This is a genomic window from Nonomuraea sp. NPDC049750 (assembly GCF_040659625.1).
Lineage (GTDB): Bacteria > Actinomycetota > Actinomycetes > Streptosporangiales > Streptosporangiaceae > Nonomuraea.
In genome coordinates, this window is the sequence record NZ_JBFANB010000002.1 from 13784 (window position 1) to 25877 (window position 12094).

General features: G+C 69.3%; 11 protein-coding genes. 5 read left to right on the forward strand and 6 right to left on the reverse strand.

Going from position 1 to position 12094, the window contains the following annotated elements; all coding sequences use genetic code 11:
* Positions 1-10: 10 nt before the first annotated feature.
* The gene (locus tag AB0J16_RS05265) at positions 11-712 is read right to left on the reverse strand and encodes a TetR/AcrR family transcriptional regulator (RefSeq protein ID WP_358534890.1); all 702 of its coding nucleotides are present in this window, start codon (positions 710-712) and stop codon (positions 11-13) included.
* Positions 713-767: 55 nt separating this feature from the next.
* Between AB0J16_RS05265 and AB0J16_RS05270 the strand changes: the two genes are divergently transcribed.
* The gene (locus AB0J16_RS05270) at positions 768-2225 is read left to right on the forward strand and encodes an MFS transporter (protein WP_358534892.1); all 1458 of its coding nucleotides are present in this window, start codon (positions 768-770) and stop codon (positions 2223-2225) included.
* Here the strand turns inward: AB0J16_RS05270 and AB0J16_RS05275 are convergent.
* The 3 genes from AB0J16_RS05275 to AB0J16_RS05285 all read right to left on the reverse strand — a co-directional run bounded on the left by AB0J16_RS05275 (position 2222) and on the right by AB0J16_RS05285 (position 4689).
* Positions 2222-2920, reverse strand: coding sequence for an alternative oxidase (locus tag AB0J16_RS05275; RefSeq protein ID WP_358534894.1), 699 nt, complete (start codon positions 2918-2920; stop codon positions 2222-2224). The genes AB0J16_RS05270 and AB0J16_RS05275 overlap by 4 nt on opposite strands.
* A 148-nt stretch (positions 2921-3068) precedes the next feature.
* On the reverse strand, positions 3069-4070 hold the full coding sequence (locus tag AB0J16_RS05280) for a CU044_5270 family protein (RefSeq protein ID WP_358534896.1): 1002 nt from the start codon (positions 4068-4070) through the stop codon (positions 3069-3071).
* Entirely contained in the window at positions 4063-4689 is a 627-nt protein-coding gene (locus tag AB0J16_RS05285) for an RNA polymerase sigma factor (RefSeq protein WP_358534898.1), read from the reverse strand. The genes AB0J16_RS05280 and AB0J16_RS05285 overlap by 8 nt, the downstream gene beginning before the upstream one ends.
* A 198-nt stretch (positions 4690-4887) precedes the next feature.
* On the opposite strand from AB0J16_RS05285, the gene AB0J16_RS05290 reads away from it, so the two are divergent.
* The 4 genes from AB0J16_RS05290 to AB0J16_RS05305 all read left to right on the forward strand — a co-directional run bounded on the left by AB0J16_RS05290 (position 4888) and on the right by AB0J16_RS05305 (position 10253).
* Complete coding sequence (locus AB0J16_RS05290; protein WP_357946421.1) at positions 4888-6168, forward strand: aspartate aminotransferase family protein; 1281 nt, start codon at positions 4888-4890, stop codon at positions 6166-6168.
* Positions 6165-7670, forward strand: coding sequence for a CoA-acylating methylmalonate-semialdehyde dehydrogenase (locus AB0J16_RS05295; RefSeq protein WP_358534900.1), 1506 nt, complete (start codon positions 6165-6167; stop codon positions 7668-7670). Before AB0J16_RS05290 ends, AB0J16_RS05295 begins: the two co-directional genes overlap by 4 nt.
* Positions 7671-7754: 84 nt before the next feature.
* Entirely contained in the window at positions 7755-8873 is a 1119-nt protein-coding gene (locus AB0J16_RS05300) for an extracellular solute-binding protein (RefSeq protein WP_358534902.1), read from the forward strand.
* A gap of 171 nt (positions 8874-9044) precedes the next feature.
* Positions 9045-10253 (forward strand): saccharopine dehydrogenase C-terminal domain-containing protein, encoded by a 1209-nt coding sequence (locus tag AB0J16_RS05305; protein ID WP_358534904.1) that lies wholly within the window; start codon positions 9045-9047, stop codon positions 10251-10253.
* A 63-nt stretch (positions 10254-10316) separates the two neighbouring features.
* Here the strand turns inward: AB0J16_RS05305 and AB0J16_RS05310 are convergent, their stop codons facing one another.
* The gene (locus AB0J16_RS05310; protein WP_358534906.1) at positions 10317-10493 is read right to left on the reverse strand and encodes a hypothetical protein; all 177 of its coding nucleotides are present in this window, start codon (positions 10491-10493) and stop codon (positions 10317-10319) included.
* A gap of 231 nt (positions 10494-10724) precedes the next feature.
* On the reverse strand, positions 10725-12053 hold the full coding sequence (gene gabT / locus AB0J16_RS05315) for a 4-aminobutyrate--2-oxoglutarate transaminase (protein WP_358534909.1): 1329 nt from the start codon (positions 12051-12053) through the stop codon (positions 10725-10727).
* Positions 12054-12094: the final 41 nt, after the last annotated feature.

Sequence of the window (12094 nt, forward strand, 5' to 3'; positions counted from 1 at the left end):
CGGGATCCTGCTACGTTGCCAGCCGCCTCTCAAGGCCGTCGAGCACCGACACGAGGCCGAAGTCGAAGCACAGCTCGCGCATCGCGCGCGGATCCTCGTAGTCGGTGGCGATGATCGCCTCCGAGAGGTCGGGGTAATCGGCCGCGGCCTTGGCGACGGTCTGGCGGAGCTCGTCCCCGTCGTAGTCGTAGCCCGCCATCGCGGTGTCCCAGGCGACTTCGGGGATCGTCATGCCGAACACGAAGGCGGTGAGCGCCGCGTTGGCGTAGTCGATGTCCGCCCCCGCGAACCCGGCCAGCTTGAACGTCTTGCGCGTCTGGTCGGAGATCATGAGCGCGTTGGGCCCCAGCGCCGGCAGGCGGCCGATGAGGTCGGCCGACCACCGATGCCGCAGGATCACCTGGCGCATGCTGTGGGCCATGACCGAGGCGGCGTCGCGCCAGCCCACCTCCTCGGGGTCGGGGGCCATCATCTCGCCCCAGATCTCGTCGTAGACCAGCTCCAGCAGCTCGTCCTTGTTGGCCACGTACCAGTAGAGGCTGGTCGCCCCCGCGCTGAGCTTCGCCCCGAGCTTGCGCATGCTCAGCCCGGCCAGGCCCTCGTCGTCGAGCAGCTCTATGGCGGCCGCGACGATCTCTGCGCGGCTGCGGCCAGGGCTGGCCGGCTTGCGCTGCTCGCGGAACCACACGGAGTTGTACTGCTTGCTGGTCACACCTCCAGGATAATTCCACTCGCACACTGTACGAGTTTTGTCGTACGGTGTGCGAGTGGAATCGAACACTGTGCGAGATCCCCGTCGTTGGTGGATTCTCGGCGTCCTCTGTCTGTCACTCCTGGTCCTGGTCGTCGACAACACTGTCCTCAACCTGGCCATCCCCAAACTGATCAAGGATCTGGGCGCGAGCCCCGGCGACATCCAATGGATCATTGACGCCTACGTGCTGGCCTACGCCGGTCTGCTGTTAACCGCGGGCAGCCTGTCCGACCGGTTCGGGCGCCGGCGGTTCCTGATCATCGGCCTGCTGTTCTTCGGCGGCGCGTCGCTGCTGGCGGTGCTGTCGTCCGAGCCGTGGCAGGTGATCGGGTCGCGGGCCCTCATGGGCATCGGCGGGTCGCTGCTGATGCCCTCGACGCTGTCCATCCTGATGACCGTCTTCGATGAGGAGGAGCGGCGCAAGGCCATGGCCGCGTGGAGCGCCGTCGCCATGGTGGGGGTGATCGCGGGCCCCACGCTGGGCGGCTTCCTGCTCGACCACTACTGGTGGGGCTCGGTCTTCCTGCTGAACATCCCCATCGCCCTGGTCGCGGTCGTCGCCGCCGTGACGCTGATGCCGGAGACGCGCAGCGCGGGCCGGAAGATCGACCCGGTGGGCGTGGTGCTGTCGATCGTCGGCCTGACCTCGGCCGTCTACGTCATCATCGAGCGCGAGTGGAACCCGGTCGGCATCGCCATCGCCGTGGTCGCGCTCGGCGCGTTCGTGATCTGGGAACGGCGCTCGGAGCACCCGATGCTGCCGCTCGAACTGTTCAGGAACCGCAACTTCAGCGGGGCGTCGTTCTCGATCCTGCTGATGTCGTTCGGGGCCGGCGCCGTGATGCTGATGCTCACGCAGTATCTGCAGTTCGTGCTCGGTTACGGGCCCATGCAGGCCGGTCTGGCGCTGCTGCCGTACGCCATCGCCGCGACCGTCTTCAACGTGGTCGGCGCCGGACTGGGCAAGAAGGCCAGCAACCGGGTGCTGATCTCCACCGGGCTGGTGGTCATGAGCGGCGGTTTCGTGGTGCTCGCCACGACCACCGGCTACGTCGCGGTGCTCACCGCGCTGCTGATCATGGGCGTCGGTGGCGGCCTGGCCGGGCCCGCGGCCTACGCGTCGCTGATGGGGGCCATCCCCATGGAGCACGCGGGGGTCGGCTCCGCGCTGAACGACACCGTGCAGCAGGTCGGCATGGCCATGAGCATCGCCATCCTGGGCAGCGTGCTGGCCGGGGTGTTCACCTCGGCGATGCCCGCCGACGCGCCCGAGGCGGCCAGGGAGTCGATCGGCGGCGCCTTCCACCTGGGCATCGTGGAGCCCGCCCGCGCGGCCTTCACCGACGCGATGCACTTCGGCTCCTGGGTCGGGGCCGGGTTCTGCGTGGCGGCCGCGCTGCTCGCCCTCGCGGTGCTGCGGCCGGCCACTCCCGCGGTCACCGCCGACACCACCGAGTCCGCCCCGGTCTAGCGGATGCGAGGCTCACGCATGGCCTCCAGGCTGTCCAGTTTGTGCGTCCGCTCGTCGTGGCCGACCTGCCGCAGCAGGTCGGCCACCGACCCGTAGCGGCCGTACTCGGCGGCGTAGGTGCCCGGGTCGGGGACGAAGTCCAGGCCGGGGTTGTCCGCCACGAACGTCATGTACTCGTGCTCCGCGTGGTCCTCGAACTCCGCGTTCAGCCGGTAACTCCAGTCGGGCCGGACCAGGAACAGCACCCACGACACGTGGTAGTAGAAGAACGAGATCAGCCACGGCGCCGCCTTGTGCAGCAGCCAGTTCTGCTTGAGCCCGTGCCGCTGGACGAGGTCCTGCATGATCAGCAGGTGCCACTGCTCGTTGTCCTGATCGGTGCGGGCCTCCACGATGCGCTCGAAGACCCGCCTGGCCAGGCCCGAGCGGCCCGCGTGGCGGTGTACGGCCCAGTAGCCCATGCGCTCCCACGCCTGGTACGGCACGCGGGCGATGATCTCCAGCATGGCGAACTTGGTGAACGAGCCCTGCTTGCCGTACATGAGGTCGACGGGCTTGAACATCATCTTGGCCAGCAGGCTGTACTTCATGCGCGGGGTGTCGAGCGTGTCCCGCTCGGCGCGGAGCAACTGCTCGCGGTCGAGCTTCGGCGGGCCGGGGTGCACGTCGGGCCGGTGGTCCACGGTGATGGTCATGTCCGCTCTCCCTGAGTCTTCTTCGGTGATGACTCGATGGTGGGGGAGCGGGGGGTGGCCGGTCGTCGGCCTCCGGTGGGCAATCGTGGTGCCCCCGCGGGCGTAGCGATCAAGGCGGTCGTACGCCCGCAGGGGGACGGGAGATCCCCTAGGGGATCTGGCCCGGCCGGTCAACGACTCCGCCGGCCAGATCGGCTCTCAGCCAAGCGCTCCCCTTGCGGGCGCTCGGCTTCGGGTTGCCGAGGAGATACTCGTCACGGTTCCAGACGGTCCGCTGGCCGAGCAGGCGGTAGGTCTGGGGATCGAGCACGAAGTAGCGGGTGGTGATCTGCTGGCCCTTCGGCTCGTAGTACACGCCGATGCCGGGGCGGTCGTCCGCGTCGAGGACCCCCACCTCCACCTTGACGGCGGGGATCTTCGCCAGTGCCCGGTAGATGGTCGCCTCCAGCTTGGGCGGCATGATGGCCCCTTGGCCCAGATAGAGGGTCAGCACGCTGAACGCCTGGGCGTCGCGGGGCACGGGGTCGCGCGGGATCGGCACCCCGTCCTCCATGAGCGGCTTGAGCCAGTGCTTGTCGCCTGCGACGTGGGCCAGCAGCTTGTAGGGGTCGGTCGGCAGGGCCGCCAGCTTGTCGTAATACTGCTGCGGCGTCAGGTCGTCGTCGCCCGGGTCGAGTTGCGGGAGGTCGCTGACCTGCAACTCGCCGTCCTCGCCGATCAAGGCGGCCCCCTTGCCGTCGAACCTCATCCACTGCTCGCTGATCGTGGTCTTGCCGTTGACGGGTTGGACGTCCTTGGTCTTGGTGTAGACCCACTGGTCGGGCCGCGGCTTCCGGAAGGGCCGCCGCTCGGCGACCAGGGCCGCCTCCTCCAGGAGTTGGACGCTGCCCGGTCGGGTGGTGTGCACCGCGGGTACGGGACGGGTCTGGTCCGCGGGTCTGGTGAACGGCAGCGCGACCGCCAGCCCGGCCGCCACGGTCCCGGCGAGCAGCACGCGCTTGGCGAGAGGCTGCCACAGCCGTCGCCGCTCTGGAGGCGTGACTGTCGCGGCCGTGGCCGAGGTGAGCCGGTCGCGCAGAGCGGCGAGCCGGGCCGCGTCAGGCTCCGGCGCGTCCGCGCGTAGCCCCTGGAGCAGGTTCAGGTCATCCACGGTCGGCCTCCTCGTCGGTGATCGCGGTGGGGTCGACGCCGCCCAGCGCGGCGCGGGTGCGTTTCCTGGCCCGGTGCAGCCGGGAGCGGACGGTTCCGAGGGGGATGTCGAGCGCCCTGGCCACCTCCTCGTAGCTGAGCTGCGCCCAGGCGACCAGCAGGAGCACCTCCCGGTCGTCGGCGGAGAGCGCGGCCAGTGCCTCGGCCAGCTCCCGGTGTACGGCCGAGGCCGACACGCGGGCCTCCACCCGGTCCGTGTAGCCCTCCGCCACCTCGTCGATCCCGGTCCTGGCCAGTGCCAGGTAGGACCTGACCTCGCGGCGGCGATGGTGGCCGATGAGGTTGGCGGCCATGCCGTACAGCCAGGGGCGGGCGTCCGCGCGCCCAGGGTCGTAGTGTTCGCGCCGCCTGAACGCGGCCAGGAACGTCTCCGCGACGATGTCGTCGGCCAGCGAGTCCCCCAGGCGGCGGGTGACGTAGCGATGTAAGGCGGGCGCGTGCCGGTCGAACAGCGCGGCGAAAGCGCCCGGGTCGCTGTGGGAGCGCCGGATCACCTCGGCGTCGTCCATGCCGCTCAACGCTCCGCCGGCGCCCTCGGCCGACTCTGTTTCCACAACCACCCGGTACTCCTGTCGCCGATACTGTCAGCCCCTTTCACCCGATGGCGGGATTTGAGTTCTCGGGAGTTGTAAGTCCTTATGTCCTGACATATGGTCGAAGTTCGTGCAGGAGTCCGCGTGACATCATGTAAGGGGATTTGGTGTCGTGTGGACATGTTGGAGGTGGGTGTGGCGATGACGAGCCGGGATACTCGAAGCATGTCGGAGCTTCTCGCCCGCCACCGGGCAGTGATCCCCAACTGGGTGGCACTCAACTACAACGAGCCGATCGAGATCGTCAGTGGCAAGGGCAATCGCGTCGTCGACGCCGATGGCAAGAGCTACCTCGACTTCTTCGCCGGCATCCTCACCAACATGATCGGGTACGACGTGCCCGAGGTGCGCGAGGCCGTCGAGCGTCAGCTCGCCACGGGAGTCGTCCACACCAGTACGGTCTACCTGCTGCGCGGCCAGATCGAGCTGGCGGAGAAGATCGCCAGGCTCTCCGGCATCCCCGATGCCAAGGTCTTCTTCACCAACTCCGGCACCGAGGCGAACGAGACCGCGCTGCTGCTGGCCACCTACGCGCGCAAGAGCGACCAGGTGCTCGCCATGCGGCAGAGCTACCACGGCCGCAGCTTCGGCGCGATCAGCGTCACCTCCAACCGGACGTGGAAGAACAACTCGCTCTCCCCGCTGAACGTGCACTTCCTGCACGGCGCCGACCGGCATCTGACCCAGTTCAAGGGGCTGTCGGACGCCGACTACATCGCGGCCTGCGTCGACGACCTGCGCCACGTGCTGGCCACGGCCGTCTCCAACGACGTGGCGGCGCTGATCGCCGAGCCCATCCAGGGGGTGGGCGGGTTCACGATGGCTCCCGACGGGCTGTTCGCCGCCTACAAGGAGGTCCTGGACGAACAGGGCATCCTGTTCATCTCCGACGAGGTGCAGACGGGCTGGGGGCGTACCGGCAGCGCGTTCTTCGGCATCCAGAACCACGGCGTGACGCCCGACATGATGACCTTCGCCAAGGGCCTGGGCAACGGGTTCGCGGTCGGCGGCGTCGTGGCCCGCGGTGACCTGATGGACAGCCTGCCCGCGGTGGGCCTGGCCACGTTCGGCGGCAACCCGATCTCCATGGCCGCCGCCAATGCCACGCTCGATTACGTGCTCGACCACGACCTCCAGGCCAACGCCGCCAGGACCGGGAAGATCATCGCCGATGGCCTGCGCGCGGCGGCCGAGCGGCTGCCGATCATCAAGGCCGTGCGCGGCAAGGGCCTGATGTTCGCCGTCGAGCTGGAGAGCCCCGCGCAGGCCGCGCGGTTCATGGAGGAGACCAAGAAGTCGGGGCTGCTCGCGGGCAAGGGCGGACTGTACGGCACCGCCATCCGCATGGCCCCGCCGCTCACCCTCACGGTGGACGAGGCCGCTGAGGGCTTGAGCATCATTGTTCACGCACTGGAAGTCATCAACGCAGAGGCAGCGACGCAGTGAAGTTCGTCAAGCACTGGATCAACGGAGCTCTGGCCGACGGCGACAGCCGTACCCAGGAGATCTTCGACCCGTCGACCGGCGAGGTCGGCGGGCACGTCGCGCTGGCCTCGGCCGCCGACGTCGACGCGGCCGTGGCCGCCGCCGTGGCGGCCTTCCCCGCCTGGCGGGACGCCTCGCTGACCAAACGGGCCCAGGTGCTGTTCCGCTTCCGCGAGCTGATGTACGCCCACCGCGACGAGCTGGCCGCGCTCATCTCGGCCGAGCACGGAAAGGTGCACTCCGACGCGCTCGGCGAGGTCGCCCGCGGCCTGGAGGTCGTGGAGTTCGCCTGCGGGATCCCGCACCTGCTCAAGGGCGGCTTCTCCGAGGGCGTCTCGACCCGGGTCGACTCCTACTCGCTGCGCCAGCCGCTTGGGGTGGTGGCCGGCATCACGCCGTTCAACTTCCCGGCCATGGTGCCGATGTGGATGTACCCGATCGCGATCGCCTGCGGCAACGCCTTCGTGCTCAAGCCGTCGGAGAAGGACCCGTCCGCGTCGCTGCTCATGGCGCGGCTCTGGCAGGAGGCCGGGCTGCCCGACGGCGTCTTCAACGTCGTCCAGGGCGACAAGGTCGCCGTCGACCGGCTGCTGGAGCACCCCGACGTGCGCGGCGTCTCCTTCGTCGGTTCGACCCCCATCGCCAAGTATGTCTACGAGACCGGCACCAGCCACGGCAAGCGGGTGCAGGCGCTCGGCGGGGCCAAGAACCATATGCTCGTGCTGCCCGACGCCGACCTCGACCTGGTCGCCGACTCGGCCGTGTCGGCGGGCTTCGGCTCGGCCGGCGAGCGGTGCATGGCGATCTCCGTCGTGCTCGCCGTCGACCCGGTGGGCGACGAGCTCGTCCAGAAGATCGTCGAGCGCGTCGACAAGCTGGTGATCGGCCCCGGCTCCGACCCCAGGTCCGAGATGGGGCCGCTGGTCACCGAGGCGCACCGCGACAAGGTCGCCTCCTACCTCGACCTGGGTGTCGAGGAGGGCGCCAAGCTGGTCGTGGACGGCCGGGACACGCGTGTCGAAGGCGGCGGCAAGGCGTCGGAGACGCCCGGCTTCTGGCTCGGCCCGACCGTGCTCGACCACGTGCCGGCCGGCTCGCGGGTGCACACCGAGGAGATCTTCGGCCCGGTCCTGACGATCGTCCGCGTCGGCTCGTACGAGGAGGGCCTGCGGCTCATCAACGGCGGCGCCTACGGCAACGGCACCGCGATCTTCACCAACGACGGCGGCGCGGCCCGGCGCTTCCAGAACGAGGTCGAGGTCGGCATGATCGGCATCAACGTGCCGATCCCGGTGCCGATGGCGTTCTACAGCTTCGGCGGCTGGAAGGCGTCGCTGTTCGGTGACACGCACGTCCACGGCACCGAGGGCGTCCACTTCTACACCCGCGGCAAGGTCGTCACCTCGCGCTGGCTCGACCCGTCGCACGGCGGCGTGAACCTGGGCTTCCCCACCAACGGGTGAGCGATCTCCACCGGGGAGGGACGCGCCAGGCGTCCCTCCCCGTCGTGTGCCCGATAGACTCCCGCACACGGACGAGGGAGGAACGTGGATCGCCGCATACCTGCGATGGCGCTGGCCATGACGGCTCTGATCGCCAGCATGGGGGCGGCGGTCCCATCGCCGAAGAAGACCCCGTCCCCGACCCCCACCCCGTCGGCGAGTCCGACGCAGGGCGACGGCACGCTGCAGATCCTCACCTACCGCGGCTACGCCGAATACGGCGGCACCAGCCCCAGGGTCAACTGGGTGGGCGACTTCGAGAAGACGACCGGCTGCCGCATCGCCCGCCTCGACACCGTGCAGACCGCCGACGACATGAAGAGGGCCGTCGACCAGCGTTCATACGACGTGATCTCGGCGGGCCCGGTGCTGGCCGCCTCGATGATCGAGGCCAAGCAGGTGCAGCCCATCGAGCCGGCCAAGGTCACCGGTTACGACGACCTGACCAAGCGCTTTCGCGACATGACCAAGGTGTCGGGCAAGGTCTACGGCGTGCCCTATCTGTGGGGGTTCCACGAGTTCCTCTACGACTCGACCAAGGTCAAGGACGGCGGCCTCAAGCAGGTCTTCCAGTCCGACCGGGTCTCGCTCAAGGAAGGCCCGCTGACCATCGCCGACGCGGCGCTCACCGACGGTAGCGTGGACGACCCCTTCGAGCTGACCAAGAGCCAGCTGGACCGGGCGATGGCGCTGCTGGGCGAGCACAAGGGCCGCACCTACTGGAAGAACCCGCTCGACCTGGTCAAGGGCTTCGCCACGGGCTCGCTCGACTACGCCCAGGCCACGCCGTACTATCGCCTGCTCCTGCAGAAGGCCGGCAAGCCGATCAAGGCGGTCAGCGCGCGCAAGACGACCGGCTGGCTCGACTCCTGGATGCTCGGCGCGAACATCCCCAACACCGACTGCGCCTACCGCTGGCTGAGCTGGATGGCGGCGCCGTCGGCCCAGCGTGACGCGGCCGCCTGGGTCGGTCTGGCGCCGGCCAACCCCAAGGCGTGCAAAGGGCGGGCCAAGCAGATGTGCGACGCGTACGGGGCCGACAAGCCGAAGTGGCTCGACCGGGTCGCCTTCGCCGCTCGGCCGCCGGGGGGTTGCCGGGGTTCTGATGGGGAATGCACTGATTACGACACCTGGACCAAACAGTGGGGCACACTGGTGAATTGAGCGGGGGCTGCTTTACCCACACATGACCTTTGCCGCAGGCTCGCCCCGTCCCCCCGCTGGGCCGTGCCTGCAGAGACGCCCCGGGCCTCCCCCCGCTCCGGGGCGTCTCGCTTTTCCGGAGGACTGGCCGAAAATTCGACTGAATGACCAGTCAGTGAGTATGTTCTGCTCATGAGAATCCTTCTGGTCGGCGCCGGCGGCGTCGGCTCCGCTGTCGTGCCCATCGCCGCGCGCCGAGATTTCTTCGAACACATCGTGGTCGCCGACTCCCAACAGAGCCGGGCGGCGCGAGCCGTCGCCGGCGTGGACGATCCGCGGTTCAGCGCGATCAGCCTCGACGCCGCCGATCGGGCGGCGGTGGAGGCGGCGCTCCGGGAGCACCGGTGCGATGTGCTCTTCAACGCCGTCGATCCGCGGTTCACGATGCCGCTGTTCGAGGCGGCTCTGGCGGCCGGGGCGGACTACCTGGACATGGCGATGTCGCTGTCCAGGCCGCACTCCAGCCGGCCGTACGAGATGCCGGGGGTGAAGCTGGGCGACGAGCAGTTCGCGCGCGACGAGGAGTGGCGGGCGCGGGACCGGCTCGCGCTCGTCGGGATGGGGGTGGAGCCGGGGCTGGCCGACGTGTTCGCCCGCTACGCCGCCGACCACCTGTTCGACGGCATCGACGAGATCGGCGTCAGGGACGGCTCGAACCTGGTCGTGGACGGCTACGACTTCGCGCCGACCTTCTCCATCTGGACGACGATCGAGGAGTGTCTCAACCCGCCCGTCGTCTGGGAGGACGGGCGGTGGCACACGACCGAGCCGTTCAGCGAGCCCGAGGTGTTCGACTTCCCCGAGGGCATCGGTCCCGTGGAGTGCGTGAACGTCGAGCACGAGGAGGTGCTGCTCGTGCCCCGCTGGATCCCGGCGAAGCGGGTGACGTTCAAGTACGGGCTCGGCGAGGAGTTCATCGGCGTGCTCAAGACGCTGCGCAAGCTCGGGCTGGACAGCGCCGACAAGATCAGGGTGGGCGGTGCCGACGTGGCGCCGCGTGACCTGGTGGCGGCGAGCCTGCCCGACCCGGCGACCCTCGGTGACCGGATGCACGGCAAGACGTGCGCGGGCACCTGGGTGAAGGGCACCGGCAAGGACGGCGGGCCCCGCGAGGTGTACCTCTATCACGTGGTCGACAACGCCTGGTCGATGCGCGAGTACGGCTCGCAGGCCGTCGTCTGGCAGACCGCCGTCCACCCCGTGGTCGCGCTGGAGCTGCTGGCTCGCGGTGCCTGGAAGGGCACGGGCGTGCTGGGGCCGGAGGCGTTCGACGCGGTGCCGTTCCTCGACCTGCTGACCGAGTACGGCTCACCCTGGCGGATCCGCGAGGCGGCCGCCTGACGCCGCCTCTGGCGCGCGGGGAAGGCTCTAGAGCGCGGAAAGGCTCAAGCGCGCGGGAGGGCTTTAGCGCGCGGGGAAGGCGACCACCGTGGCCATCGGCGCCGGGATGAGCGCTTCGGCGCAGTCGGCGCAGGCCAGCACGGGAGAGTCGTCGGGGAAGCGCCCGACGCGGACGCGCGGCCTGGGCCACCTCTTGTGGCAGACCACGCAGGCTTCGCCCTCGAGCTGTGCCCGGCTCAAACCATCAGGGTCGAACGTCAACATTCTCTGTGCCGTTCCTGTCGGACCCCAGTTCATCATGCTCCCAGCAGCGGTAGGCCACTCGTATACCGGATCCGTTATAAGCCCGGGCGCGCTCCTGATCGTCTAGGGCAGCGTCAAGCCCGGGTGAATTCTCTACCCGGCTCACACGCCTTACACCTACAAAAACGGGCATCCAGCCACAAGCTGGATGCCCGTTTCGCGCGTTTCCTACAGTTCAGCGAAAGCTTTCTCCAGGATGCCGAGACCCTCCTCAAGCAGGTGCTCGGGCATGACCAGCGGCGGCAGGAAGCGCAGCACGTTGCCGTACGTGCCCGCGGTGAGCACCAGCAGGCCCTCCGCGTGGCAGCGCCGGACGACCTCGGCGAGCGCGGCCGGGTTCGGCTCCTTCGTGCCCGGCTGGACCAGCTCGACGGCGATCATCGCGCCGCGGCCGCGCACGTCGCCGATCACGTCGAAGCGCTCGCGCAGCGCGTGGAGGCGGGGGAGCATGATCTCGCCGATGCGGCGGGCCTTGGCGACCAGGTCCTCCTCGGCGATGGTCTCCAGCACGCCCAGCGCGGCGGCGCAGGCGACCGGGTTGCCGCCGTACGTGCCGCCCAGGCCGCCGGAGTGCACCTTGTCCATGATCTCCGCGCGGCCGGTGACGGCGGCGAGCGGGAGGCCGCCCGCGATGCCCTTGGCGGTGGTGATGAGGTCGGGCACGATGCCCTCGTCCTCGCAGGCGAACATCTGCCCGGTACGGGCGAAGCCGGTCTGCACCTCGTCGGCGACGAACACGATGCCGTTGTCCCGGCAGAACTCGGCGATCCTCGGCAGGAAGCCCTTGGCCGGCTCGATGAACCCGCCTTCGCCGGCGATCGGCTCGATCACCACGGCGGCGACGTTCTCGGCGCCGATCTGCTTGCTGATCATGTCGATGGCCTGCGCGGCGGCCTCCTCCGCGCAGTTGTCCGGGCCCGTCGGCCAGCGGAACGGGTAGGCCAGCGGCACCCGGTACACCTCCGGCGCGAACGGGCCGAAGCCCTGCTTATAGGGCAGGTTCTTGGCGGTCAGCGTCATGGTCAGCAGCGTGCGGCCGTGGTAGCCGTGGTCGAACACGACGACCGCCGGGCGGCCCGTGGCGTGCCGGGCGATCTTGACGGCGTTCTCGACGGCCTCGGCGCCGGTGTTCAGCAGGACCGTGCGCTTCTCGTGGTCGCCGGGGGTCAGCTCGTTGAGCTTCTCGCAGACCTCCACGTACGACTCGTACGGGGTGACCATGAAACAGGTGTGGGTGAAGTCGGCGACCTGCTCCTGGACCCGCTCGACCACCTTGGGTGCGGCGTTGCCGACGCTGGTCACGGCGATGCCGGAGCCGAAGTCGATCAGCGAGTTGCCGTCGGCGTCCTGGACGACGCCGCCGCCGGCGCGCGTCACGAAGACCGGCAGCGCGGTGCCGATGCCCGGGGGCACGGCGACCTGCTTGCGGGCCAGCAACTCCTGCGATTTCGGGCCTGGGATCGCGGTGACGAGACGACGCTCCTGCGGAATGCTCATGTGCCCGACGCTACGCCGGGCGCTCACCTGGTCCGATGCGT

Excerpts from the sequence above, each read along its gene's own strand:
- AB0J16_RS05290 (WP_357946421.1), top strand. The coding sequence starts at position 4,888 with ATGTCGGAGCTTCTCGCCCGCCACCGGGCAGTGATCCCCAACTGGGTG.
- AB0J16_RS05305 (WP_358534904.1), top strand. The coding sequence starts at position 9,045 with ATGAGAATCCTTCTGGTCGGCGCCGGCGGCGTCGGCTCCGCTGTCGTG.
- gabT (WP_358534909.1), bottom strand. The coding sequence starts at position 12,053 with ATGAGCATTCCGCAGGAGCGTCGTCTCGTCACCGCGATCCCAGGCCCG.
- AB0J16_RS05275 (WP_358534894.1), bottom strand. The coding sequence starts at position 2,920 with ATGACCATCACCGTGGACCACCGGCCCGACGTGCACCCCGGCCCGCCG.